Raw genomic sequence first — 24,821 nt, 5'->3', positions numbered from 1 at the left:
ACCTCAGTCTGGGTGTGGCAACTACGTACTCTGATCAACCCCCTGCTAGTAGGTAGATACGCTGGTGCCGAGGCAGTGGGATATGTAGCCCTAGCCATCCGGATCATCGACATTCTCAGTTTCGTAAAAACCGCAACGTGGCGGATTTCCATTGCCACCTTGGGGCGCTTGCAGGGAGATCGAGAGCGGTTACGCAGAGCTGTCACTGAGGGCATGGGTCTTCAGATATTAGCTTTAGGACCCCTACTCGTAGTAGTCAGCTGGGCTTTGCCTGTGCTTATTCCATTGGTGTTTGGCGATCGCTGGCTTCCTGTAGTGGCGATCTATCCTTATATCGCCTTGAGCAATCTGACCAACTCCATGTTTAATATGCATTCCTCAACCCTCTACGTTTTGCGGCGGAACTGGGAAGTTACAGTTTTTCACATCGTGTATATGGCTCTTTTTGTAGGAGCAGCATTCGTGCTGTTACCCCGCTTGGAATTAGTGGGATACGGCTGGGCTGAGGTGGCGACTTTAGCGAGTTATATTGTCATCCACTTCTACCTAGTGCGGGACATTGGCAGTCCTGACTATCGATTGGCTGGCTTGTGGTGCGGGACTTTTGGAATAGCTTTGTTTGCCTACCAGTTAGGATGGTGGGTAGTTTTGGGCTTAGTAGTCGTGGCATTGTTGCCCAGTACCCAGCAGAAGCTGAGAGATTATATTAAAAGTATCAAAGGAGTAAAGCAGGAAAAATCATCCGAAGCTTAACGCCACCTTCAACAAAAACTGCATCATCCTAGAAACTTGTCAAAAGTCATTTTCTCCCCCCTCACCCGACTGAAAAGACCTAGACTTGAGTTGAATTCTAGATACTTTTACCACCCTCTAAAGTCGTGAATCCACTCCTAAATTTCGCTGAAAAGAGATTCTCGGTTCTGGCGCTGCTAGTGTTCTCAGGATTATTAAACTTTGCCAGCTTAAACAATGCGTCGGAGGGAACAGCTGGCTACGCTGTTTATGTTCCTTCCGTGTTTGACAAGATCATATCGCTGCTACAGTTGGGAGTCTATGCGGGGACAATTTTTTTTATTCTTGCCCGGTTCAAAAGTGTTGTTCGTCCAGCTTTGAGAGACGTTTTCTTATGGGGTTTAGTCGCAACGATTGTAATCTCATTTTTTTGGTCTGATTTCCCGCCTATTTCTAGAAAAGCTGGCATCAATGTGTTACAAACAACCTTGTTTGGACTGTATTTTGCTTCGCGCTATACCTTGAAAGAGCAAGTACGCATAATAGCGTGGGCGCTGGGTATAGGAGCAGTAATTACCGTAATGTACACCCTAGTTTTTCGGGGAGGTGGAATAGAAAGTGGAACTCATGCAGGAGCTTGGCGGGGGCCTTTGTTACACAAAAACCTCTTGTCTCGCCTGATGCTGGTACCAGCATTGTCTACCTTACTTGTGGCTCTGAACGTTCGCAAATATCGTTACTTGGTATGGGGTGTTTGTGGTATTTGCGTTGGCGTGATTGTACTTACAACTTCAAAAACTGCTTTAATTATCTTCTTGACTTTGATAATTCTCTTGCCTTTTTACAGCGCTTTACGGTGGAGCGACAACTTAGCTATTCCCTTCTTCATTACATTGATATTAATCGGTGGAAGTCTAGCTACATGGGGCGTGGCAAGTTGGGATAACTTGCTGTTTAGCTTAGGCAAAGATCCTACCCTCAGCGGTCGTACAGAGATTTGGGATGCTGTAATAGAAAAAATCTGGGATCGCCCTTGGTTAGGCTATGGTTATCAGGGATTTTGGCTGGATGGAGGGGAGTCGGAATATGTTTGGCGTGTACTTCGCTATAAGGTATACCACGCTCACAATGGCTTTTTAAACTTGACGGTTGATCTCGGCTTTGTAGGGATATTCTTTTTTGGGATTAGTATTATTTTCACCTATTTTAGAGCCATAAAATGGGTGCGTTCCACTAAAGAACCCGAAGATTTATGGCCGATAACCTACGTGACGTTTTTACTAATGTATAACTATACCGAAAGTACAATTGTAGAACCGCACTCTCTGTTTTGGATATTGTATGTATCAGTAACCTTATCATTGAAGCGCCTCCCAATGTCGAATATTAGGTCGTTTGAGACGGAGGAAAGAAAAGAAGGATTAGTTGAAACAACGTAGTAAGGTTAGCAATAAATTTACCAACTTTTTCAAGTAACCCTTCCCTTAACTCCTCCCCAGAGAGCGGGAATTAGGGAATAGAAGTATTTTCAACCTCAAATAAAAATGTCTAGCATAACAATTTTTCTTACTTCCCTATATGGCGGTGGCGCTGAGAGAGTCCTCGTTAATTTGGCTCGTGGTTTTGTCGAGCAAGGCTTAAGCGTAGACTTAGTTTTAGTTAAGGTGGAAGGACCTTATCTGTCTCTAGTACCGCCAGAGGTGAGAATTGTGGACTTGAAAGGTAAGCGGCTGCTATCAAGTCTCCCCGCCTTGGTACGCTATCTGAAAGAAAATAAACCTACAGCTTTGCTTTCGGCTTTGGAAGATACGAATATAGTAGCTTTGTTGGCTCGAAGGCTGGCTGGTGTATCTACAAGAGTGGTAGTGAGCGTACATAACACCCTGTCTCAGGAGGCGCAAAACTCTAAGCAGCTGAAAAGGCGAATTGCACCTTACTTGGTACGCTGGTTTTACCCGATGGCTGATGCAGTTGTTAGTGTGTCTCAAGGGTCGGCTGATGATTTGGTGCATCTAGGATTAGCAAAAGAACAAATCAAAGTTATTTACAACCCAGTTGTTACCCCGGATCTGTTCAAAAAAGCCAGTGAACTTGTGGAACATCCTTGGTTTGAGCCGGGACAGCCTCCGGTGATTTTGGGTGTGGGACGCCTGGAAAAGCAGAAAGACTTTCCTTCTTTGATTCGCGCCTTTGCTCAAGTGCAACAACAGCGTCCGGCGCGGCTGATGATTTTAGGGGAGGGAACGGAGCGATCGCAGCTTGAAGCTTTGGTGCAGGAATTGGGTATAGCATCGAATGTGGCTTTACCTGGGTTTGTGGCAAATCCCTATGCTTATATGGCATCTTCAGCAGTATTCGTCCTATCTTCTTTATATGAAGGATTGCCTACTGTACTCATTGAGGCGATCGCTATGGGAACCAGGGTAGTTTCTACCGATTGTCCTAGCGGGCCAGAAGAGATTTTAGCAAACGGAAAGTACGGTCAGTTAGTCAGTGTTGGAGATGTCAAAGGTTTAGCAGAAGCGATCGCGACTACCTTAGATAAGCCTTCTGACTCGGAAGCACTGCGGCTAAGAGCTGATGAGTTCGCCCTGGAAAAGTCTGTAGCACAGTATCGGCAAGTATTGGGTATTGATTCATAGGCATTGCTGTGTTCTTCCCAAGCTTGCTGCTATAACTGTCACTACTCAAACCAGACGCTCATAACAACACTAAAAGTATGAACAGCAATCCTAAAGTTAGTATCGCCATTAATAACTACAATTATGCTCGTTTCCTATCACAGGCAATTGATAGCGCCCTCAGCCAAACCTATCCCCACGTCGAGGTAATTGTGGTGGACGATGGTTCTACTGACAATTCACGAGAAGTTATTGCCAGTTATGGCGATAAAATTCTCCCGGTGCTAAAGGAAAATGGGGGACAAGCTTCAGCTTTCAATGCAGGCTTTGCCGCGAGTAAAGGAGATATTGTTTGCTTTTTGGATGCTGACGACACTTTTGTACCTGAAAAAGCAGAAAAAGTAGTAGAAGCATTAGGCGATCGCCCAGATTTAGGTTGGTGTTTCCATCCTCTTAAATTTGTGGACGAAAAGTTAGTGGAAATAAATGATAAAAAACTTAAAACCAGTCCCGATTTATTCCGCGAGTACGATTTGACACAGTTAACGAAAAGTGGCAGATTCTATAAAAACTTTCCCTACCCCTCTACCTCTGGTCTCTGCTTGAAACGGTCCCTCTTACAACAAATTCTGCCAATGCCGGATAAAGCAGGAAGCACTTTACTCAATGATGCTTTTTTAATTTTTAGCTCATTAGGGCTAAGTAAAGGTATCGTTTTGGATAAGGAATTAAGTCTTTATCGGGTACATGGGAAGAACGCCAATGCTATCGGAAAAGAGACTAAGGGGAAATCAAAAGACTATCAGAAGCGAACCGCCAAGATCAATATCCTTTTAGGCTATTGGATAGGAGTCAAATTCCCATCATTTTATGAGTTTTCTAACCACATGATGGCGACAGGAATGGGTGTGTATCTCCGGAATGGAGAAATGGATGCGGAGTTTAAAAAACTTGTTAAAAATCATCTTGCTACCGTAAAACCGATAGATAAACTAAAAATCTATATTAGAGCTTTCTATAATTTTGTAAAAAATCCTAAATATTAAACTTAAGCAATATAACTTCTCGTACACCATCAATTTACTAGGAATGAAATCGGGAATGAACAGAGACTTACACAAATAATTTATTGGGGTTCATCTGTGTTTATCTTTGGTTATAAATTATGAAAATACCAAAATTTATCGCTTTGACTGGTTTGCCTATTTTGGTGGGAATTATTGCTGCGTGTGCCACTAGCAACCAACAACCGCAAACATACAAAAGCCTTGGCATAGCATCTGTAGCCGCAGCACCCATCTACTCGATCGGGGGAAATGGATATCGCTGGGCTAACGTTTCTATAGGTGGAGGTGGGTTTGTTACAGGTGTCTACCCCCATCCTTTAGAAAAGGATCTTGTTTATATCAGAACTGACGTTGGTGGTTTTTATCGCTGGAATGCAGCAGATAAAAGTTGGATTCCTTTAAATGACAGCTTTCCACTTGCCCAAAAAACTTATTACGGGGGAGAAGCACTAGCCGTCGATCCAAATGATGCGAATATTGTCTACATGGCGGCAGGCAAATACTCCCAGTGGGAGCCGAAGGGGTCAATTTTCAAGTCTAGCGATCGAGGAAAAACTTGGACTAAGTTGAAGATAGACTTAGGGATGGACAGCAACTCCGAAGAGCGGTGGGCAGGAGAAAGGTTAGCTGTCGATCCGTCTAACTCTATAGTAATCTTTTTTGGTTCGCGGCACGATGGGTTGTGGAAGTCGTCTGACGCGGGGGCGACATGGGCTAGAGTTACTTCTTTTTCCCCGAATCTGACAAAAGGAATTGGAATTTTAGGCATTGCGTTTGACAAGCGATCGCCCGGTTTAGTCTACGCAAATGTCTATGGAGATGGAATCTATAAATCTACTGACACGGGTAATACTTGGAGCAAAATCCAGGGAAGCCCGACACAGGCACAGCGAATGGCTGTTTCCAGCAACGGTATTCTCTACGTTACGCACAAATCAGGAGTTAGCAAATATGCTGGTGGAACCTGGAGTAACATCACTCCAGATGGCAAGCCAGCGTTTTTCAATGCCTTGGGTGTTAACCCAACGAATCCCAATCATTTAGTAGTATCTTTAGGTCAAATAACTAGCAAAATCCTCTATAGTTCCTTAGATGGGGGAGCGACTTGGACAGAAAAAAAGGCAAATATAAACCACACGGTTTCTTGGTGGCATGATGCCATGTTTGAATCGTGGGTTTCAGCAATTGAATTTGACCCGAAAGTGCCGGGAAAAGTTTGGTTGACGAATGGTTCTGGAATTTGGCAAACAGACAATATCAACGCCAATCCGGTGACTTGGGCTAACTATCAGCAAGGACAAGAAGAGATAGTCGCTTTCGCCCTAGCTGCACCTCCAAAAGGTGCTGTGTTATTGAGTGGTGTAGCCGATGTAGACGGTTTCAATCACAACAATGGGCTTAATTCTTATCCATCGAAAAGGATGGGCGGTATCGGACCTTGGCCTCAGCATACTTACGGTATTACCTACTCCGAAAGCGACCCGTCGCGGGTGGTGCGGGTTGGTGGTGTGGAGTGGGAACCAATCCACAATGGCGGAACAACTTCGACAGACGGCGGATTGACTTGGAAGAAGTTTGGGTCATTTCCCTCAAAGGCAATGCCGTTGCGCGTAGCTATATCGGCAAATAACCCAAACAATTTTGTCGTGACTCTCAGTGAGGCTCAGCCGATACAGACAACTGATGGCGGCGCGTCATGGAGTAAAGTGTCGGGGCTACCTAATGGGGCTAAAGGCCCCTGGTATTGGGGTGAGCCGTTGGCCGCAGATAAAGTAGATGGCAACACGTTTTACTATTACAGCGAAGGCAAAGTTTATCGCAGTACTGATAGGGGTGAATCGTTTCAGGTTGTTAACTCATCGATTAAAAGCGAGTATTGGGCAGATTTGTGGTGCAGGCTGAAAACAGTTCCGGGTGTGAAAGATGAGGTGTGGCTTAGTCTGGATTGGAATGGTTTGTACCGTTCAACAGACGGTGGCAAGACGCTGACTAAGCTGCCTTCAGTAGAGAGGGCGCATTTGTTTGCCTTCGGGAAACCGCCGGATGGCAGCACGACTCCGGCACTTTATCTCTATGGAAAAGTTGCTGGTATGGGCGAGGGAATTTTTCGTTCTCTTGATAGAGGCCAAACTTGGACGAGCATTGGCTCTCAAGAGAATCCTATCGGTGGTGAGCCAAATGTGATGGAGGCGAGTTGGCAGCAGTTTGGGCTGGTGTTTATCGGTACCAATGGTAGGGGCATCTACTACGGAAAACCAGATGGTTCCTCTGGATAGGCGGCTTCATCTTCCACGCGGGCGATCGCACTCCGTCACTGAAAGTTTGCTTTTTCCCGCTCCCAGCCTCCAACTTGAAACGCCTGTGATGAGGCTGAGCCTCATCGCAGGCGTCAGCTTTTTTAATTAACTTTGCCTTGTGTAGCGTCCCATCAGTTCTACAGCCTCGAAAATATGACCTTGCTACGGATAAAGCTGTAGGGGCACAAAAGTTTGCGCCCCTACAATCGTTACGTTTTATTTGAGTTCCGCAGGAGGCAGAGCCTCAGGGATGACAAGGTGTTTTAAGTCGAGGGAACCAACCGTTTCCGCAAGGATTCGGCGCGGCGCTTGGCGGTGCCATTGTCAGGCTCGTGCTTCAGCGCTTCCTCATAGCTTTCCAACGCCTGAGCGGTTAACTTCTTCTTCTCGTAAACATGACCCAGATTATTGAGCGCCGTGACATAATTTGGAGCTATTTTCAAAGCTTCTTTGTAGTTGCGAATCGCTACGTCGTACTGCTCTTGGGAGAAGTAAGCAAAGCCTAAGGCATTGTAGATAGGCGCGAGGTTTTCCTCTTCGGCATCCTCAGCTTTGAGTGCTTTTTGAAGCAGCGAGATTGCCTGAGTGTAAAGTTTTTTATCTAAATAGATGCTGCCGAGTTCGTAAAACTCTTGGGTTGTGCATTTGTCGTTTTGCACCTTATTTTGCAGCCGAGAGAGGACACTTTCAACTTTGCGGGTTTTGAAAACCTGGCGCACAACTGCCCAACCGGCAACGGCAAGCAGTACCAGCAACAAGGAGAGATAAAAAATTGCCAGAGAGTTATCCATTGCCCTTCAAATACAGAGATTAATTTGCTTTCTCTATTCATTATGGGACGTGATTGCGGCGGAGGTGGATCGCCACAGGTGCCCTATCGGAAGTTTTCTAAAATCGGTTGGTATCGCTCTGGGGGAGTCCCCAATACTTCACCCGTTCTTGTAGCCAGCCTTCTCGTTTCCAACGCGCGATCGCATCATTTACCCGTTGCCGCAATTGATTGTACTGCAACCCTTTGGGCATTACCACGGCTAGCGGCTCCCCCGACAAGCGTACCGGCAGCAGTCGGTACTGGGGATATTCCTGCACCCAGCCGCTGAGAATGCTGGCATCGGCGGCGAAGGCATCGGCGTTACCCGATTCCAGGAGCGATCGCGCCTGTTCGTAGGAATCGACGCCAATTAGCTGAACTTGGGGGATCAGATAGCGCACCGTAGAAATCGTATCCGATCCTTTCAAAACGGCGACTTTTCTCTGTTGCAGATCGTTAAGCCTTTGTAAGGATGCGTCCTGAGTGACTACAGCGGTGCCGTCTAGGTAGTAAGGAATGCTGAAGTTGACCAAGCGATCGCGCGAAGCATTTTGTGTCACCCTCGCGATCGTCAGATCGACCGTTCCATCCACCACTACCGAGAGCCGATCTCGATTCGCCACCGGCTGCAACTTTACCGCATCGGGTTTATCTAGGAGTTCTGCTGCCAAACGCTGGGCAATGTCAATTTCCAGCCCTTGCAGTTTGCCTTCCCCATCCCGAAAAGCCAGGGGACGGACATTGTCTTTCACTGCAACAATTAGGTAGCCGCGCTCCACAATCTCTTGTAGCTCGGCAGCAACCGCTAAGTTTGGCGTTTTTATACTAGCAAAGAGCCAAAGAAAAAACATTCCCAGGCACCGCCTGGGAACGAGGCTGGCAACAAACGAGTGGCGAGCTTCATTCATCCCACCCTCTGGGAAGGACAAAGCCCTACATCCTTCATCCTTTACCCTTGAGCCTGTGTAGCGAGTTGCAGCACTTTGTCAAAGCCAGCGGGATCGAGAACAGCCATCTGCGCCAGCATCTTGCGATTAATCTGGACATTTGCCTTTTTCAATTTGCCCATCAGCTGGCTATAGCTAATGCCGTGCTGACGTGCTGCGGCGTTGATACGGGTGATCCAGAGGCTGCGGAAATCGCGCTTGCGCTTCTTGCGATCGCGGTAGGCGTTACGCAGCGCCTTCATGACCTGTTGATTGGCTGTCCGGAACAAAGTTGAATGAGAACCTCGGAAGCCTTTGGCTAGTTTGAGAATTTTTTTGCGGCGTTTGCGAGCAACGTTACCGCGTTTTACCCGTGTCATGGCTAATTATTAGTTGTTATTGATCGGTGGTCAGCAGTCATTCGTCATTCGTCATTAGTCATTAGCAATTGACTAGAGACTCATCATAGAAAGCAAATTGCTTCCTTACAAATAGGGCAGCATCAAGCGCACATTTTCTTCATCGCGTTCATGCACCAGAGCCATTTTAGAAATCCGCCGTTTCCGGTCAGAACTCTTGTGCTGTAGCAAGTGACTTTTGAAGGCTTTGCGGTGGACTATTTTGCCGCTGCCGGTGGCTCTAAAACGCTTTGCCGCTGCTTTACGGGTTTTCAGTTTAGGCATGGATGGTCTTTAATTCGACACAATCTATAAAGTTAGCACTATTTAGGCTAATTAGACAAGTTATAAATTTCAAATCTAAGGCAGAATCATAGGATTGCCGTTTGAAATGCGATCGTCAGGGAGAGATGCAATGAGTCTAGAAAAGCTCACGATAGGAACAATTGTCGAACAAGCTTTGCAGGACGGATATATGACGCCATCTCTAGCACAAGAGATTGGCAGCATCTGCGAAATTTCGGAAATTTCTGTTGACGACTACATCGCTTTAGATCGCTTATTCGGGCAACTTTTAACCGATGAAGCGATCGCGATTCCCGGAAAACAGTTTATCAATGTGATGGAAGCATTGGTGCTAATAGAAGCGAGCGTGCAGGTGCTAAAAATGGAAGTAACCAACCCTTGCCTTCTGGATCTGGGAGAGATTGCTGCTTATGCGCTCAATCGACTGCCACCCCTCTATGCCACCACTGAGGAAGGCGCTAGCTTTCAGCGTCAGCGTGGCAAGGAGGAACTTCGAGAGTTAATTACCCAGAAAGTTAAAGAAGCGATCGCGCGATCGCCGATGCCAGGATGATTCGGCTGCTCGCCCTTCCCCTGAGTGTATAAAGTGTATACCGCTAGCTTCGCCTTACTGAACCAGAATCCGTCCGGTGTAACCCGATCCGTTGTAGCGTTGAAGTACATTTTGGGCGATCGCTTCCGCCTTCCCAACCTCTACCAAAGCAACGCAAGCGCCCCCAAACCCAGCACCCGTCAACCGTGCGCCGAATACGCCACGGGTTTCTTGCAACATTCTCACCAGCGTATCCAACGCCGGTACGGAAACTTCGTAATCGTCCCGCAAACTGGCATGAGAAGCATTCATCAACTCGCCAAAGCGCTCCGCAGAGACTCCCTGTATCGCCTCCAGCACCCGGTTATCCTCTGTAACCACATGAAGAGCGCGACGCCGCAGCGGTTCGGGTAAAGACTCTACAGCTTGCGGATCGGTGATATCTCTGAGCGCCTTCACTCCCAACAACCGTGCTGCTTCCTCACAATCAGCGCGTCGTTGGTTGTAGCCACTTGCCGCCAGGGTACGAGGTACGCCGCTATCGATTACCACAACTTCTGCTCCCTTTGGGAAAGGAAGAACTTGACGTTCCAGCGTGCGCGTGTCCAGAAACAGCATCGAATCAGTGTCAGCAAGACTCGACGCCATCTGATCCATAATTCCGCATTGTACGCCAGCATAGTGAATTTCTGCCTGTTGTGCGAGTTGGGCGATTTGCACATCATCGAGAGTAAGTGAAAGAAGCGATCTCAATCCTCTGAGAGTCGCCACTTCCAACGCCGCACTGCTAGACAAACCCGAACCAATAGGAACGGAGGATGTAACATACACGTTAACCGGCGGGATAGTGTTACCTTCCTGCTCTAAAAGTCGGATACACCCAAATACATAACTTGCGAAACTAGACGGCGTATGAGTGCTTTCTAAAACGTCTACTTTTTCGTCAAGTTCCGCAGAGTAAAAGTGGTGCTGTTCATCTTTGCTAAATCCCAATTGTACCGTTGTTTTTTGGGGGATAGCTGTTGGGAGGACAAATCCATCGTTATAGTCCGTGTGTTCGCCTAGTAGATTTACTCGTCCTGGTGCGCTGGCTTCGACTTCTGGTTCTGTACCGAATACTTGTTGAAAATTCATCATGGTTTGTTGAGAGAAAGTACCTAGCGATGTTTATAATCGCAACTTCTGCCCCCCTTCAGAAGAAGGAGGGCAGAAATTGCGAGAGCTTTTATCAAACGAAGTCTGTCTTCGCTGACTGTCGAGAGGCAAAGTTTCGGGTCTTTACAAATAGATTTCAAACCGGCTGAGAAGCCTTTCCTAACTATATAGACTCAGGATTCAGTTGAATCATCTCCCAAGTCGTATAGGTTCCAACTGGACTCCAAAGCACATAGGGGAGTAATAAAAGAGCCGATAATCCAGAAATCGGTAATACAAACAATGCTAAAAGAACCCCTAAAATAACGCCCGATCCCCCTAATAGCGTACCGACTGTAAGGCTGCGGAGTCTGAGCGTGGTAGGAATGTAAGCGACTGTGACAATTTCCAAGAGTAGGTAAAGTGCCATCAACAACCAAGTTTTGAGGCTACCTGGATCTTGTTCCCAAATTATGGTTGCTGATAAAGCTCCGCCTGCAAAAACAATCGTCCAGATAAACGGAATCAGAGGCTCAAAGACAAGCCAACTAGGTCGGGTCAAGTTTTTGACCCATTGAGTATCGCGCGGTCTAAACAAGAGACTTCCTAGCGCAACGAATAAGGTCACGCCCCCAATAATCATCATTGAATTAATCATTTTTTTACCCTCTGCGATCGCCTAGCGTGCCAAATGGTTTATCGCTATACTTGCGCTCCCGATTGAGCTGAAGCAACCTGTACAAATCGATCGTGTCAATTTCAAGAATGACTTTAATCAGTCTTTGGTGTGAGAGTGTGGGTAATTTTGACTGTTATTAGCTTCACAGCACCCTTTATCTATCAAAAGATAGATTCAAAATTTCAATCCATTCTAGATATAGAACTTACAGTTTTTTCTACTATTTCTGTGGTGGTAGATGAATCTCATAAATGAAGGGAGTTTAAATAAAGTATTGATTATGCATCTCCCTTAAGCCTGGCTTGTTTTATCTAAACCAAAACTTCATAAAGTCTCAGTAGAACTACTTAAACCCAGATCGACCGAATCATCGGGTCTTTAGGGGTTTTTTCGTTTTTCAGGCTCTTCAAAATTTATTGTTTTGATAAAGATTCAGTATAACTACTAGCATTTTTCTAAAAAAATATGTGAAACTTTCATGACAAGCGAAAACACTCTAAAAAACCTGGCGATCGCCAGATTACCAGCCTAAGTAATTTCCGCAAATATTTATCGCTTCTGTTGAGCGCCAAAGATACACAGTTGCCCTTGGTAAGACAATTGTGGCGATCGCACTTTGGATCATTTCCAATATCAAAATTAAGCTTTACGGAGGGAGGGTTATTTTATGTCTATTTCAACTACTTGGAATAAGTTATCAATGGCTGTTGCCGGTGCAACATTGATTGTAGGAACATTTCATTCGGCTCCTGCGAACGCCATAACATTTAAATTTCAAGGGGATGCTGAAGACGCTGGCTCAGTTGAAGGCAGCTATACCGTCGCCGATGATATCCTCAAAACCTTAGTTAGCGATGTACGGATACAAGCTCCTTTCCTACAGGTAGAGAATCCTTTGGATTTTTTTTCCTTTACCGTGAATGGCAATAACATCTTCAGTGGCAAGCCATCATACTCATCTTTAACATCTTTAATTCCGGTAAATGGAGTCTTTGCTTTCAGGGAGGTTTTGAGACTAGATGTTATAGATGATCGGGGCCTATTTTTCGCCTTTAAGCTAGATGTCGCAACCGCTGATGAAGGACTGATAGAACCGGTTGACCAGTGTTTAGTTAAAGAATGTCAAGGATTTCTGGGTTTTGCCCTTGGAGGTGGAATCAACTCTCCACCAGGCGTTATCGGAGGTGGCTTTGTTCCGCATAAACCTGTGAATGATGTCGAATCCGTACCAGAACCAACGGCAGCGATCGCGCTAGGTGTGATAGGCGCTTCCATGCTAATCCGCAAAAGAAAATTATCGTCCTCGCCACACGCCTAAACTAGATTTCAATTAGCAATATTTGCCAGAATTCACTGCTTTGCTACAGCTGGCAATCCCTAAGAATTTGGCAGATTCATGACGATTGCATAGGCAGTTAAAAGCACCGAGTTTATCAATATTCAACTTTACTGAGGCTCGTTTTATGTCTACTTCAACAATGTGGAAGAAATTGTCAATAGCTGTTAGTGCAGCATTTTTGGCTTTGGGAACAGTTAATTTGGCTCCTGCGAACGCCATAACATTTAATTTTCAAGGGAATCTTGATGGAGACTCAGTTGAAGGCACTTACACCGTCGCCGATGAAATTCTAGACTTATTAGTCAGCGATGTACGGATAGGAAATTATCTAGATGTCAAAAATCCTTTTGATTTTTTCTCCTTGAGCGTGAATGGCAATAATATCTTTAGTGGCAAGCCATCAGACTCATCCTTAACATCTTTAATTCCAGTAAATCAAGTCTTTGCTTTCAGAGAGGTTTTGAGGCTAAATGTTAAGGAGACAAATTTGGACTTTCAGCTAAGTGTAGCAACGGCTGATCAGGGGCCAAGAGAACCTGTTTCCCAGTGTTTAGTTAAAGAATGTCAAGGATTTACGGTTTTTACGGCTCCAGGCGTTAACGGATACGGATTTGTTTCCCATAAACCCGTGAATGTTGTCGAGTCCGTACCAGAACCAACGGCAGCGATCGCGCTAGGTGTCATCGGCGCTTCTATGCTAATCCGCAAAAGAAAATTATCGTCCTCGCCACAGGCCTAAACTAGTTTCCAATTAGCAATATTTGCCAGAATAAACTGTTTTACTACAGTCTGCACATTCTGGCAAATTTTTGGTAATTGCAAAACAAGTAACTCCTCTTGTCGCTAGTCACTCCATTTCAAAAGAGAAATAGCTATGAAATTACACTTGAGCATTCCCACAGCATTGATGGGCTTATGCCTCAGCTTTTTGGCAGCGATAGAAGTGCAAGCTGCCAGCTTCACCTTTACGAAAATTGCGGATACAAGCGATCGCTTCAGTTCCTTTCTGTCATCTCCCGCCTTAAATAATGCTGGAACCGCCGCCTTTTTGGCTGGACTAGATACAGGGAGCATAGGTATTTTCACGGCCAATGGCTCCACAATTACCACGATTGCCAACACCAATAATTTCTTTAGTAGCTTTCGTACTCCTCTCTCCATTAATGATGGAGGAACCGTCGCCTTCAACGCTGTCCTAGCTCAGGTAGCCACAGGTATTTTCAAGGGGAACGGAACAACAACGCCCACTCCTATCGCCCTTGCTTTCCCTCAATCCGACTCGAATGGTGTTGAGTCACCCTGGATTGATGATGACGTTATTGTAGCGAAGGACTACTTTAGCGATTTTTATTCGCCCTCGATTAATAATGCCGGAGTTGTAGCTTTCATAGAGAGACTTTACCGGGGCGAACGTATTCTCACCAGCGAAGGAAAAGTTATCGATACTATCTTTTATGGCAGCGTCAATTCTCCCTTCATCAATGATGAAAGAACTGTAGCCTATAGAATTGAAAGTGGGAATCCTAGCACGGTAATTGTTACGAGTAACGGCACTACAAGGACTATCGTTGCCAGCATTGGAAATAATTATCCTGAGGATTCTGGCTTTGGTTCCCCTGCCCTCAATAATGTAGGAAACGTTGCCTTTTATGCTCCCCCGGCTATTGATCCAAGCAATGATTGGTATACTCCGCCAGAGCCATTTGTGGGAGGAAAAAATGAAGCTTTGTTCGCTAGCAACAGCAAAACAACAACCTTAATTGCAGACACGAGCGGCTCCTTTAACGGCTTTCTTGGCGTTCCCTCAATTAATGATGTGGGAACCATTGCCTTTTTTACTAAACTGGATGCAGGCGGGACAGGGATCTTCACTGGAGCCGATCCCCTAAAAGATAAGGTAATTAGTACTGGTGATACTCTATTTAGTTCCACCGTAACGTCCCTTAGTTTTTCGCGGGAAGGATTAAATAATGCTGGTCAGGTGGCATTTCTTGCCAGTCTTGCGGATGGCACTATGGGCATTTTCCGCGCCGATCCGGGAGTGTCTAGCGAACCGCCAAAGGATGTTCCAGAACCCGCTTCAGGTTTGGGTTTACTCGCATTGGGTGCTTTGGGTGCTGGTTCAGTGATGCAGCGTCAACAGAAACAGCAGATCGACGACTAATTATAGATAGAGATCGCATTCCACTTTTACCCATTCCCACTTGCAACTTCTACAATTTTTGAGAAATGGCTTGTATGGCTACCTTCCGAAAAACACTTTCAGCCTTCGTCTTCAGCACAGCCTGCTTTTCCTTATCTGCACTGATAGTACCTAAAAGCGTGCAGGCTGCTACATTGACTACATTAACTTTTGATGAGCTGCCGACTCAACCAGCGGATGATTTGAGTTTTAAGGGCGTTACATTCGACTTTAAAGTAAATGGAGAAAACTCAACTGCTGCCACCTACAATGTTGAAAGAAAATTGAATCTCGGAGGTTTGTTCGGCGTTGAAGAAGCATTTTATTTCCTTGATTTATCACCCCCCGTCTTAGAGATCGGTGCGCCGGGAATTTTAACACTTGACTTTGCCATGTCTACTTCTAATATTATGTTCGACGTGGCGAAGCTAGGGGATTTTCGCTTTCAGCCTCTACCCAAATTAACCGTCCAACTTTTTGACGAAGACTTCACTTCTCTTAGCATCACAGAGGTGATTCTGGATAAAACATTCGTAGACGACTTTCCTTCCCCACTCAGAATTAGTGTTTCCGGCACTACTTTTACTTACAGCGGCACCCCTGTAAAACGGGCAGTTGTAGATTTCACTAACGAATTAGGTTCATGGGGATTTGACAACCTTAGTTATCTAACCGCCGATCGAACCGCTTCGGTTCCCGAACCAGCTTCTGTATTGGGTTTACTGGCATTCGGTGCTTTCGGTGCAACTTCACGACTTAAGCGCAAACAAAAAAAGTAAACTAACTCGGCATCCTAGACAGAGCAACCACCGATTTAGGAAAGCGACTCTTTAACGCGGGTATCACCGGACACGGTTTTTTCTCCTGTAAATTGTCTTGATTATTCCAGTTGAAGGTGTTCCAGCGGAAAGGTCCCTTTTGAGCAGCTGCCATCCAGAGTAGGCGCTTCGCTCGTGTCATCGCCACGTAGAGGAGGCGGAATTCCTCTGCGTTTTTGAGCTGTCCCGCTTGTTCCCAGGCTGCGGGTGCTGGGGGTAAGGGATATTGACCGTGGAGACTGGCGCGAATCTGCGCCCTAGCGACCTCTGCTAGGGTAAAATCGCCCAGGAATTGGGCAGCAGTAGGCACCCAAGGACTGCCGGGAATACTATCTTCGTGCAAAAACGGCATAAAGACATAATCCCAGTCCAATCCCTTGGCTTTGTGCATCGTAATGATGGTGAGTTGACCGGCGCGGACATAGCGGGCGTCTGTGTCCTCAGTTTCTACGGGTTCAAAGCGTTCGGAATTCACAATTTCGCTTAAGACTTCCAGAGTAGAACTCATGGAACTGTTGCCGTAGGTTTGTTGGGCGATCCGTTCGGCTAATTTATCCGCTGTGGCGAGTTCGGACGGGTCGTATTTTAAGGTGAGAGCGAGAAAGGTGGGCAATTGGTAGTGGGGCAGTTCCAAGCGGGCGCGAAGCAAACTGCGACAGTACCGCGCCGCCTGATGCACGGGCGGCGTTTGGGGAGGATCGAGCGGGCCGGGATAGAGAAATTGCTCTGGAAAAGTGGCGAGGGCGTTGAGGTCTTGGGTGGGAATCAGCTGGCGCTGTACGAGTACCTCTAGTGCGGCTTTTATATAGTCGGGGGAGTGGGGGCGATCGAGAAATTGTAAGAGGGCGAGGATTTCGGTGGGGACGTTAGAGTGGCGATCGCTCTGGGAAACGTCGTACACCTCAATCTTGTGCTGGCTTTGCAGATAACTCAGCCTTTCAGCCACAAATCGGGCTTGCCGATTTTCCCGCACCAAAACCGCCGCCCGCCCTTTGGGATTTTTCTCAAATAATTCGATCGTCCGTTCTCCGATCAGCTGGACGGTATGGTAAATGTCGCGGGGGGTATAGATTTCCAATCCTCGACCCGTTGGTTCCGGGTTGGCGTCAGATTGGGGATCTCCTGCGTCAACGGGATGAATGGTTTGGGGACGAAAGGGCAGTTCAGTTGGGTTTTGGGAGGATTTTGACGAAGTTGTTCCTCTACGGTCGGGTTTGCCCCCATAGGTGTGATTCACCCACTCCAGGACGAAGTTCGCGGCGTCAACAATCGTCTGGCTACTCCGACCCGCTCGATCCATCGTTGCCAAGCGTTCCTGGGCTTGGCAGGCTTCGCAGAAGCGACGGAAGTAAATCGGATCGGCAGGGGTGAAAGTGGAGTTAATCGCCTGGTTGGGGTCTCCCACGCGCACCAAGTTGAGGGCTGGGGAATTGCTGGCGGGTTGAGCGGCGAGAATTTCTAAAAGTCGGCTTTGGAGGGGGCTAGAGTCTTGGGCTTCATCTTCAAAGACGGCAAAGACTTGGTTTTGCCAAAGTTGGCGGGCGCTTTCGTTTTGCAGCACCCGCAGGGCACCGAGAATCATTTCGTCGTAGTCGATCAAGTCGCGCGATCGCAATAAAGCTTGATATTGTTCGTACAACCCAGCAGCGACGCTCAAAATTCCATAATCATCCGGCGTCTGTCTTGCCAGTTCCCACAAATTTTCCGGCAACAATCCAGAGCTTTTTGCTTCGTGAATGACTGTGTTAGCAAGACTGGGCAACACTTCGGTGCGTAAAACTGCCTGACGGCGCAACCGCTCGGTTTCTTCCCCATCAAATTGCAATCCCTCCAGCAGCGTGGAGTAGCGCTGAGGATTGTGGGAAATCCATCGCTCTACGCAGTCTCGAATCAAGCGGTGGCTTTGGTTTGGAGAAACCAAAGTTACCGTTTCCAAATTCAAACCCGATAGCTCTGGATGACGGGTGGCAATATTCAGTGCCAAACCGTGCAACGTATGAACAACAAAGCCAGTTTGCGGTAGTCGCAAATCCTCCCGCAGGCACTGCCGAATCTTGGCTTTAATATTTGCCGCAGCCGAGCGAGTAAAGGTGACAACGACTAAATAGCGTCGAGTATGCAATTGGTAACGAGCGATCGCTAAAGCCGCCGCCACTGCCATCCCGGTCGATTTACCCGCACCGGGTACGGCAGAAACCGCCAAAGGGCCACCTCGCCAGTCAGCCATGCTTTGCTGCCCCGCTCGCAACCCATTGCGGAGTCGCTGCATTGCCTGTTCGCGCACTGCTGCTAGCGACACCTGAGCCAAATCCGGCACCATTTGGGCTGCTGTACCATCTGGGTGAATAAGATTATCGTCATTCATGGCTAATGGCTTGTGAGAGTTTTGAGTTGTAGAGTCGCGGTTTGTCGCGTCTAAGGTTTAAGTTTTGAGGTTTGAGTTGTAGAGTCGCGGTTTATCGCGTTTGAGGTTTGAGTTCCAAGAGAATTTTTTAGTTCAAAATTTAACACTTAAAACTTTTTACTAATTAGCAGCTAACAACAGAAAAACATGAATCGCCTAAAGTTCTTTCTACATTATTTAGCGCTAGCTGGGGTAATTGTCTTGGGCGCTGCTTTGCGGTTTTGGCATCTTGACCTGAAACCGCTGTGGCTAGATGAGGTGATTACAGGGTTATTTAGTTTGGGACGGACTTACAATGATGTCCCGCTCAACGTGGTTTTTCCTCTATCAACCTTAAAGCAAATTTTTACCCTGAAGCCAGAGGTTAGCTGTGCTGAAATTGCTCATACACTGGCAACTCAGTCTACCCATCCTCCCCTATTTTTTTGCCTGATGCACGGCTGGCTAAAAATACTCAGCCATGAGTACGGACACGGCGCTACCGTCCCCCTACTTCTTAGCACTGACTTGCGATCGCTCCCTGTGATTTTCGGAGTCGGCGCGATCGCGGCAATTTACTGGCTGGGTCGCATCGCCTTCTTCCCCGCTGTCGGTTTGATGACCGCCGCAATCATGGCGGTTTCCCCTTTTGGCGTCTACCTCTCCCAAGAAGCACGGCACTACACCCTTCCGGTGCTGTTGATTACCTTGGCACTGGTAGGATTCATTCAAATTCAGCAAGACCTGGAAAAAAATCGGCAGACGCGATGGCGCGTTTGGCTTGGCTGGGGAGTTGTCAACAGTATTGCCTTCTACGTCCACTACTTTTTTGTCTTGGCTTTCGTGGCGCAGCTGGTGACGCTCCTGACGATATTTTACTGGCGGCGGCGATCGCTTAAAATTCACACCTGGGTTGGGCTTAGTCTGACAATTTTGGGGATTGTACTCAGTTTTCTGCCTTGGTTGCCGGTACTACTGGGACATTCTGGACGTTCGGAAACCAGTTGGCTTCCGTCTCCCCATAACGTTGCGCCCTTATACCAAACTTTGGTCGGTTGGCTGCTGATGGCGATCGCCCTACCCGTAGAAAGTCAGCCTTTATGGATTGCGATTCCATCGGGGCTGCTGATGCTTCTGTTTGGCTGTTGGCTGGGAAGGCAAATTTATAATTTTTTTAAGGGAAAGAGGCAATTAACCGCCTCTGGAGGGCACACGCAGGTAAATCCAAGTCGCTTTAAAACCCTCTATTCCTCAGCAATTTTCGCCTTGGGTAGTTTCACTTTTTGCGTGCTGCTGCAATTCTTAGCCATTGTCTACCTGCTGGACAAAGACATCACCATTGCCCCTCGCTATCACTTTGTCTATTACCCAGCTTTGTGCGCCCTTTTGGGAGCTATCCTCACCATCGGGACTGCGGCAAAAGAATTGCCCACTGAAGATGCCCAAGAAAATTTTGATGGAAATGCACGAACTCAGCACCAAAGCCAAGATCCATACTTACTCCTGAGTCCTCAGTCCTCAGCTGTACTGCTAGTTTGCCTTCTCAGCAGCGTTTTTGTCGTTTTTAACCTGGCATTCTTAAAGCCCTTTAACCCCCTGCAAGTCTCCCACCACATGAACTTAGAACCGACCATTCCTCTAATGGTTGTGGTGGGATACAACGATTCCCAGGATGTCGCTTTGGGGTTAAGCTTTGCCCTTGCTGTCGATAAAATCCGGGCACCCCGCGTCGGTGATTTTGAGCCGGAGGGCGAAAAAGCCTACTTTGCTTTCTTAAACGCGAAACCTAGTTATGATGCCCTTTGGCAAAATCTCTCTGCCATCCAAACTCCTTTGAAATCGCCACTGAATTTGTGGGTGGTTGCCCCTGGACTCAAGCGGGTCGATTATCCCCAGTCTTTGGCACTTGCCGAGCCAACGAGTTGTACGATTGACTCTACTCAGCACTACCGAATCGGGGTTCCTTATCAGCTATATCGATGTCGTTAGCCAGTTTTGAGTTTTGAGTTTTGAATTTAGGACTTACGCACCAGGAACGGAAAAATGAACCATCTTCGCTTAAGACACGAAGAAATAAGAGTGTGAGAGAGTTTTTGCATAAGTCCTGGAATGAAAAATTCTCTTGTAACTCAAAACTCAAAACTCATAACTCCCATCAACTATTCTTCGATCTGCCATAAATCCTTAGTCATGTCTTCATCGACAATTTTCTTCGGACGCAACACCAGGAGGATTTGTCCCAAAATGGGCACAGTAGGAGCATCGGGGAACCAGTGAAGTTGCAGCTCTCCTGACTGGTCAACGATAAAATAGCTGCTGTCATTCCATTCTTGTCGAGATCGATCGATGAGAACTAGAATTCCTTCCGGTTTGTTGGTATGTTGGCTGGGCAACTGGCTGCTGTTGCAGAGAATGACGACCGGGTCTTGTGCGTTCAAGACGACTTGCCAACCGGGTAGAGACACCCAAGATCCACTCCAAGAAGTTTGCACTAACCGGAACGGCTCAATCTGTTCTACTGGGGGAACCAATTGCAAGTCTGCGGGTGTCAAGGGCAAGGCACCGGCGACGGGTATCGTGCGAGGGAGTTGTTCGTCCTCATCCAGTCGGTACAGGGGCAAAGAGGGGGCACGACGAGGGGCAGCACCGGCAATTCCTTCGGTTAGCAGCTGTTCGATTTGATTTCGGGCAGTTTGGCTGTGGGCAAACATTAAGCCGCGTGCAATAAAACGCGATCGCTCTTGCAAATTACTTAATTGTTTTGCCCGTCTCCAATACTGATAAGCAACCGCGTCTCCAGGATGGTCGGTAAACCCCTGCGGTAGAGTCCGCATCCGGGACAATTCTTTCACATCTTTGGCGACTTCACGGGCAACATCGGCGTCGAGGTTTCTGGATCGGATAAAGTCTGCCGCGGCGACCCGTTCCGGCTCAGTCAGAATCCGCAATTCGTATAAAATATCACTGCCAGTGCGAGAATAGTGCGATCGCACTTCTTCAACTGCCCCACCATTCACTAACGACGTATAGACCTGTGAGCCTACAATTACTTGATTCTGATGTATCGGCTCAAAGCCGGTTGCCTCAAAAATCGCTTGGGTACTGTAACCAGCTTTTTGCAATTTGGCACAGGCGTGTCCCCAGTCAACCCAGGTTCCTTCTTTACGTCGGAGCAAGAACAGCAAATCTTCAGCATTCACGTTCGCTGACTCTGGTTGAAGGCTACGATCGGGAGTGTCTGCGGAAGGTGTTTCAGTCATAATGACCTCAAAAAGCTTTTCATCGCTATCAAGCGACCAGGAACGTTTTTAAATGTATCGCGTTCGGGTCACGAATAAATTTACATGGCAAGTTTAGTTTGATGTCCGGTCTGTTTGACGCAAACCAGGAATTCCTAGTTATGTCATTTGTCCTGAAAGCACTACTAAACAATCGGTCTTAAGATAGATGTTTTGTGTATCTGAATTTGCCTTAACAAGTTGACCAAGAGTTTGTTGTATCGTTATGGACAATGCTATTCCAGAGCTTGATAGTATCAGCCGTCAGTTAATGAGCCTAGAACGCCCCAAGAAGCCCAAAATGTTGGTGGTAGACGATGAGCCAGATAATTTAGACTTGCTCTACCGCACTTTTCGACGAGATTTCAATGTGCTGAGAGCCGAAAGCGGTATTCACGCCCTGGAAGTGCTGGCGACAGAAGGGGAAGTAGCCGTGATTATCTCCGATCAGCGGATGCCAGAAATGAAGGGAACGGAATTTTTGAGCAGAACCGTGCCCAAGTTCCCGGATACGGTACGAATCATCCTCACGGGTTTTACCGATGTGGAAGATTTGGTAGAAGCGATTAATTCTGGACAAGTCTACAAGTACATTACCAAGCCTTGGGACCCCAACGAATTAAAGGCGGTAGTCCAGCGGGCAGCAGATACCTATGAATTGCTAAAGCAACGCACGGAGGAACTGCATCGCGCTCAAGCACAAACGGCACTGCTGGCAACGATTGTGCAAGTGGCTCAGGAGTCTCCCAATGTGGAAGCAACGCTGGAACCCATCGCCAGTGCCTTTGGCAGAAATTTCGCAGCAGATGGCTGTATTTTGCAGCAGGTAGAAGGCAATCAGCTGGCAGCGGCAAAAGGAACCTATAGTGCCGTAGGCGACACGGAAAACTGGCTGGAAAAAGACCCTCTGGCACAAGATGCGATCGCCTCTCGAAAACTTCAGGTTTGGGTAAATACTCCGGGAACGACTCCTCCAGCAAGTATCGAACAATACCAAGCTTCCGGTCTCCAGGCGCATCTAGCGATCCCGATCATCTATCGGAGCGACGTGCTAGCGTTGCTATCCCTCCAGTGGAAACGACCCTGTAAACTACGCGAAGATGAGTTGAAATTCATTCACTTATCCGCCCAGCAGATTGCTCTGGTTCTAACCACGACCCGCACTCATCAGTAATCGTTAAGGGCTAATGGTAATTTCCTAATTAGCCATTAGCCCTTACCTGTTAGCAACTGAAACATCATGACCTCTGAGCATATTCAAGCCATCTTTGACCGCATTGCACCCGTTTACGACGAGCTTAACGATCGCTTAAGTCTGGGACAGCACCGCGTATGGAAGCTGATGACGGTGAAGTGGAGTCATGCAAGTCGGGGAGATATTTGCTTAGATGTCTGCTGTGGGAGTGGTGACATCGCCCAGCTACTGGCGCGACAGGTGGGAGAGAAGGGTCAAGTATTTGGGGTAGATTTTTCACCGGCGCAATTAGCGATCGCCAGAGAGCGGTGCGAAAATAGGGATACCCAAAAGGAGTGCCCTATCACCTGGATAGAAGGCGATGCCCTGAATCTCCCCTTCCCCGACAACCATTTCGACTGCGCCACAATGGGTTACGGACTTCGCAACGTCACCAATATTCCTCGATGTCTGGAAGAATTGCACCGCGTCCTCAAGCCGGGTGCTAAAGCCGCTATCCTAGACTTCCATCGTCCCAGCAATCGTTTAATGCGAAGCTTTCAGCAGTGGTATCTCGATACCATCGTCGTCCCAACCGCCAAAGACATGGGATTGACTGAAGAATATGCCTACATTAGCCCTAGCTTAGATAAATTTCCCACGGGCAGCGAACAAGTGGATTTAGCCGGAAAAGCGGGATTTACCGCCGCGACCCACTATCAGATTGCGGGTGGGGTCATGGGCGTATTGGTAGTAACCAAAGCCTAAGATGGTAGTAGGGGGTAGCAGATGAGTTTTGAGTAATCAGTGTTGAATTATCAGTTATGAATTGACCCTAACTCAACACTCAACATTCAACATTCATAACTTCCCTTAAAACGTAACCCCTGCCTAATTGGATCGCCGCCTTGAATTGGTCTAACCTCTGGCTTTACGTCAGCCCCCCGATTGTTGGTGCAATTATTGGCTATTTCACCAACGATATCGCCATTAAAATGTTATTCCGCCCCTATCGGACTCTTTACATCGGTGGGCGGCGCGTCCCTTTCACGCCTGGATTAATTCCCCGAAATCAGGAACGCCTAGCCAACCGGGTTTCTGACACCATCATGGGTTCTCTGCTGACGCCAGAAGAATTGCAAAATCTGGCACGACGGCTGCTGCATACAGAACGGGTGCAGGGAGCAATTCTTTGGTTACTCCGGCTAGCGCTAGAGCAGGTCAAACCCGATGCCGAGCAGAAAACCGCTAAAATTATGGCGGGAATTCTGCGGGATTTGCTGGGTGAATCGTTTCCTCGCCTGCTGAAAGTTTTAGCCCGCCGCGAGGATTTTCTGGAAATCCAACTTAATCAAATTTTTGATAAGGTTTTGCTGGAATTTCAGCTGAGTGACGATCAGGCAAAGAAGCTTTCTGACTGGATATTGCAAGTGGTGCTACCGCCAGATATTGTGCGGCAAGCTTTGATAGATTTCCTGACTGACCGCAATATTCAAGTCATTGATGAAGGCTTTCGGGCAAAGACGAGTGGCACTTACTGGGTAGTGGCGAATTTGTTTGGTCTTCGCAACACTCTGACGCGCCTGCGGACGTTTTGCCTGGATGAAAAAGAGGAAACAAATCAGCGGATAACAGAGTTGATTCTCTCTTTGGGAATTCGAGAACGTTTGCAGGAATGGCTGCAAAATCTCTCTTTACAAAATTTGCCGGTTTCGACGGTGCGCCAGTTGCGGAAAACGATGCGCGACAGCGTCCGCAGTTATATTCAAGAGCGGGGCGCTGATTTGTTGCAGGGATTGAGTGACTCTGTGGACTGGGAAAATATTGCTAAGTTAATCCTGGGTCGGCTGCGAACATCGCCTGCTGTCAACGCTTCCTTAGAAGTGGTTAGCAAAGAATTGGCTTTAATTTTAGAGCGCTATTTGGAGCGGGATCTGGAAAAAATTGTCGCTCAAGTAATTCCGATTTTGTCGATCGATCAGGTGATTATTGACCGAGTCAAGGGAACATCGGCGGCGGAATTAGAAATGGCAATTCAAGGCATCGTCAAAAGTGAGTTGCAAGCAATTGTTAATTTAGGGGGCATTTTAGGGTTTGTCGTGGGTTTGTTACAGGGGGTTTTGCTGTTGCTGCGTTAAGCTGTG

22 protein-coding genes are annotated in these 24,821 nt (G+C 47.3%); 14 read left to right on the top strand and 8 right to left on the bottom strand.

Annotation, left to right across the window (positions count from 1 at the left end; translation table 11 throughout):
* The 5 genes from NDA06_RS09935 to NDA06_RS09915 form a co-directional block, all read left to right on the top strand.
* A partial coding sequence (locus tag NDA06_RS09935) for an oligosaccharide flippase family protein (RefSeq protein ID WP_348251716.1) occupies nucleotides 1-753 on the top strand: 753 nt, incomplete at its 5' end.
* A gap of 125 nt (nucleotides 754-878) precedes the next feature.
* Entirely contained in the window at nucleotides 879-2,171 is a 1,293-nt protein-coding gene (locus tag NDA06_RS09930) for an O-antigen ligase (RefSeq protein ID WP_190987088.1), read from the top strand.
* Nucleotides 2,172-2,276: 105 nt separating this feature from the next.
* Entirely contained in the window at nucleotides 2,277-3,374 is a 1,098-nt protein-coding gene (locus NDA06_RS09925; protein WP_190987089.1) for a glycosyltransferase, read from the top strand.
* Nucleotides 3,375-3,451: 77 nt separating this feature from the next.
* Nucleotides 3,452-4,399 (top strand): glycosyltransferase, encoded by a 948-nt coding sequence (locus NDA06_RS09920; RefSeq protein WP_190532701.1) that lies wholly within the window; start codon nucleotides 3,452-3,454, stop codon nucleotides 4,397-4,399.
* Between the two features lie 119 nt (nucleotides 4,400-4,518).
* Complete coding sequence (locus tag NDA06_RS09915; RefSeq protein WP_190987090.1) at nucleotides 4,519-6,696, top strand: hypothetical protein; 2,178 nt, start codon at nucleotides 4,519-4,521, stop codon at nucleotides 6,694-6,696.
* A 284-nt stretch (nucleotides 6,697-6,980) separates the two neighbouring features.
* Here NDA06_RS09915 and NDA06_RS09910 read toward each other — a convergent pair whose 3' ends face one another.
* The 4 genes from NDA06_RS09910 to rpmI form a co-directional block, all read right to left on the bottom strand.
* Nucleotides 6,981-7,508, bottom strand: coding sequence for a tetratricopeptide repeat protein (locus NDA06_RS09910; RefSeq protein WP_190413797.1), 528 nt, complete (start codon nucleotides 7,506-7,508; stop codon nucleotides 6,981-6,983).
* A gap of 97 nt (nucleotides 7,509-7,605) precedes the next feature.
* Complete coding sequence (locus tag NDA06_RS09905) at nucleotides 7,606-8,379, bottom strand: transporter substrate-binding domain-containing protein (RefSeq protein WP_190987091.1); 774 nt, start codon at nucleotides 8,377-8,379, stop codon at nucleotides 7,606-7,608.
* A gap of 98 nt (nucleotides 8,380-8,477) precedes the next feature.
* The gene (rplT, locus tag NDA06_RS09900; RefSeq protein ID WP_190413799.1) at nucleotides 8,478-8,834 is read right to left on the bottom strand and encodes a 50S ribosomal protein L20; all 357 of its coding nucleotides are present in this window, start codon (nucleotides 8,832-8,834) and stop codon (nucleotides 8,478-8,480) included.
* A 105-nt stretch (nucleotides 8,835-8,939) separates the two neighbouring features.
* Entirely contained in the window at nucleotides 8,940-9,137 is a 198-nt protein-coding gene (gene rpmI / locus NDA06_RS09895; protein WP_190413800.1) for a 50S ribosomal protein L35, read from the bottom strand.
* A 130-nt stretch (nucleotides 9,138-9,267) separates the two neighbouring features.
* On the opposite strand from rpmI, the gene NDA06_RS09890 reads away from it, so the two are divergent.
* Nucleotides 9,268-9,711 carry a late competence development ComFB family protein gene (locus tag NDA06_RS09890; protein WP_190526900.1) on the top strand — a complete coding sequence of 148 codons (444 nt, stop codon included), beginning with the start codon at nucleotides 9,268-9,270 and terminating at the stop codon, nucleotides 9,709-9,711.
* A 54-nt stretch (nucleotides 9,712-9,765) separates the two neighbouring features.
* On the opposite strand, the gene galK is transcribed toward NDA06_RS09890, so the two are convergent.
* A complete protein-coding gene (gene galK / locus NDA06_RS09885) occupies nucleotides 9,766-10,824 on the bottom strand; it encodes a galactokinase (RefSeq protein ID WP_190986277.1) in 1,059 nt (352 codons plus the stop codon).
* Nucleotides 10,825-11,008: 184 nt separating this feature from the next.
* A complete protein-coding gene (locus tag NDA06_RS09880; RefSeq protein WP_190413802.1) occupies nucleotides 11,009-11,482 on the bottom strand; it encodes a tryptophan-rich sensory protein in 474 nt (157 codons plus the stop codon).
* 688 nt (nucleotides 11,483-12,170) lie between these two features.
* Here NDA06_RS09880 and NDA06_RS09875 point away from each other — a divergent pair.
* The 4 genes from NDA06_RS09875 (at nucleotide 12,171) to NDA06_RS09860 (ending at nucleotide 15,803) form a co-directional block, all read left to right on the top strand.
* Nucleotides 12,171-12,821, top strand: a complete 651-nt coding sequence (locus NDA06_RS09875) for a PEP-CTERM sorting domain-containing protein (protein ID WP_190429711.1) — start codon at nucleotides 12,171-12,173, stop codon at nucleotides 12,819-12,821.
* 145 nt (nucleotides 12,822-12,966) lie between these two features.
* Nucleotides 12,967-13,581, top strand: coding sequence for a PEP-CTERM sorting domain-containing protein (locus tag NDA06_RS09870; RefSeq protein WP_190678274.1), 615 nt, complete (start codon nucleotides 12,967-12,969; stop codon nucleotides 13,579-13,581).
* A gap of 135 nt (nucleotides 13,582-13,716) precedes the next feature.
* On the top strand, nucleotides 13,717-15,006 hold the full coding sequence (locus NDA06_RS09865) for a choice-of-anchor tandem repeat NxxGxxAF-containing protein (RefSeq protein ID WP_190986261.1): 1,290 nt from the start codon (nucleotides 13,717-13,719) through the stop codon (nucleotides 15,004-15,006).
* A 173-nt stretch (nucleotides 15,007-15,179) separates the two neighbouring features.
* A complete protein-coding gene (locus tag NDA06_RS09860; RefSeq protein ID WP_206755385.1) occupies nucleotides 15,180-15,803 on the top strand; it encodes a PEP-CTERM sorting domain-containing protein in 624 nt (207 codons plus the stop codon).
* A gap of 1 nt (nucleotide 15,804) precedes the next feature.
* On the opposite strand, the gene NDA06_RS09855 is transcribed toward NDA06_RS09860, so the two are convergent.
* Nucleotides 15,805-18,162, bottom strand: a complete 2,358-nt coding sequence (locus NDA06_RS09855) for an ATP-dependent helicase (RefSeq protein WP_190436609.1) — start codon at nucleotides 18,160-18,162, stop codon at nucleotides 15,805-15,807.
* 231 nt (nucleotides 18,163-18,393) lie between these two features.
* Here NDA06_RS09855 and NDA06_RS09850 point away from each other — a divergent pair, with 231 nt between their 5' ends.
* Complete coding sequence (locus NDA06_RS09850) at nucleotides 18,394-20,214, top strand: glycosyltransferase family 39 protein (RefSeq protein ID WP_190986262.1); 1,821 nt, start codon at nucleotides 18,394-18,396, stop codon at nucleotides 20,212-20,214.
* A 170-nt stretch (nucleotides 20,215-20,384) separates the two neighbouring features.
* Here the strand turns inward: NDA06_RS09850 and NDA06_RS09845 are convergent, their stop codons facing one another.
* Nucleotides 20,385-21,485: a RuBisCO accumulation factor 1 gene (locus NDA06_RS09845; protein ID WP_190526909.1), complete on the bottom strand. Its 1,101-nt coding sequence runs from the start codon at nucleotides 21,483-21,485 to the stop codon at nucleotides 20,385-20,387.
* 244 nt (nucleotides 21,486-21,729) lie between these two features.
* Here NDA06_RS09845 and NDA06_RS09840 point away from each other — a divergent pair, with 244 nt between their 5' ends.
* The 3 genes from NDA06_RS09840 to NDA06_RS09830 all read left to right on the top strand — a co-directional run bounded on the left by NDA06_RS09840 (nucleotide 21,730) and on the right by NDA06_RS09830 (nucleotide 24,815).
* Complete coding sequence (locus NDA06_RS09840) at nucleotides 21,730-22,677, top strand: response regulator (protein ID WP_190986263.1); 948 nt, start codon at nucleotides 21,730-21,732, stop codon at nucleotides 22,675-22,677.
* A 66-nt stretch (nucleotides 22,678-22,743) separates the two neighbouring features.
* Nucleotides 22,744-23,445: a bifunctional demethylmenaquinone methyltransferase/2-methoxy-6-polyprenyl-1,4-benzoquinol methylase UbiE gene (gene ubiE, locus NDA06_RS09835; protein ID WP_190986264.1), complete on the top strand. Its 702-nt coding sequence runs from the start codon at nucleotides 22,744-22,746 to the stop codon at nucleotides 23,443-23,445.
* Between the two features lie 140 nt (nucleotides 23,446-23,585).
* Complete coding sequence (locus NDA06_RS09830) at nucleotides 23,586-24,815, top strand: DUF445 family protein (RefSeq protein ID WP_190666230.1); 1,230 nt, start codon at nucleotides 23,586-23,588, stop codon at nucleotides 24,813-24,815.
* Nucleotides 24,816-24,821 lie beyond the last annotated feature (6 nt).

This window comes from Trichocoleus sp. ST-U1, assembly GCF_039961835.1.
In the GTDB taxonomy this organism is placed as follows: domain Bacteria; phylum Cyanobacteriota; class Cyanobacteriia; order Cyanobacteriales; family FACHB-T130; genus FACHB-T130.
This window is presented reverse-complemented; position numbering and strand designations above follow the sequence as displayed.

Excerpts from the sequence above, each read along its gene's own strand:
- NDA06_RS09870 (WP_190678274.1), top strand. The coding sequence starts at position 12,967 with ATGTCTACTTCAACAATGTGGAAGAAATTGTCAATAGCTGTTAGTGCA.
- NDA06_RS09845 (WP_190526909.1), bottom strand. The coding sequence starts at position 21,485 with ATGACTGAAACACCTTCCGCAGACACTCCCGATCGTAGCCTTCAACCA.
- NDA06_RS09880 (WP_190413802.1), bottom strand. The coding sequence starts at position 11,482 with ATGATTAATTCAATGATGATTATTGGGGGCGTGACCTTATTCGTTGCG.
- rpmI (WP_190413800.1), bottom strand. The coding sequence starts at position 9,137 with ATGCCTAAACTGAAAACCCGTAAAGCAGCGGCAAAGCGTTTTAGAGCC.
- NDA06_RS09840 (WP_190986263.1), top strand. The coding sequence starts at position 21,730 with ATGGACAATGCTATTCCAGAGCTTGATAGTATCAGCCGTCAGTTAATG.
- NDA06_RS09850 (WP_190986262.1), top strand. The coding sequence starts at position 18,394 with ATGAATCGCCTAAAGTTCTTTCTACATTATTTAGCGCTAGCTGGGGTA.
- NDA06_RS09905 (WP_190987091.1), bottom strand. The coding sequence starts at position 8,379 with ATGTTTTTTCTTTGGCTCTTTGCTAGTATAAAAACGCCAAACTTAGCG.
- NDA06_RS09925 (WP_190987089.1), top strand. The coding sequence starts at position 2,277 with ATGTCTAGCATAACAATTTTTCTTACTTCCCTATATGGCGGTGGCGCT.
- NDA06_RS09855 (WP_190436609.1), bottom strand. The coding sequence starts at position 18,162 with ATGGTGCCGGATTTGGCTCAGGTGTCGCTAGCAGCAGTGCGCGAACAG.
- NDA06_RS09865 (WP_190986261.1), top strand. The coding sequence starts at position 13,717 with ATGAAATTACACTTGAGCATTCCCACAGCATTGATGGGCTTATGCCTC.
- NDA06_RS09890 (WP_190526900.1), top strand. The coding sequence starts at position 9,268 with ATGAGTCTAGAAAAGCTCACGATAGGAACAATTGTCGAACAAGCTTTG.
- galK (WP_190986277.1), bottom strand. The coding sequence starts at position 10,824 with ATGAATTTTCAACAAGTATTCGGTACAGAACCAGAAGTCGAAGCCAGC.
- NDA06_RS09915 (WP_190987090.1), top strand. The coding sequence starts at position 4,519 with ATGAAAATACCAAAATTTATCGCTTTGACTGGTTTGCCTATTTTGGTG.
- NDA06_RS09910 (WP_190413797.1), bottom strand. The coding sequence starts at position 7,508 with ATGGATAACTCTCTGGCAATTTTTTATCTCTCCTTGTTGCTGGTACTG.
- NDA06_RS09920 (WP_190532701.1), top strand. The coding sequence starts at position 3,452 with ATGAACAGCAATCCTAAAGTTAGTATCGCCATTAATAACTACAATTAT.
- rplT (WP_190413799.1), bottom strand. The coding sequence starts at position 8,834 with ATGACACGGGTAAAACGCGGTAACGTTGCTCGCAAACGCCGCAAAAAA.
- NDA06_RS09875 (WP_190429711.1), top strand. The coding sequence starts at position 12,171 with ATGTCTATTTCAACTACTTGGAATAAGTTATCAATGGCTGTTGCCGGT.
- ubiE (WP_190986264.1), top strand. The coding sequence starts at position 22,744 with ATGACCTCTGAGCATATTCAAGCCATCTTTGACCGCATTGCACCCGTT.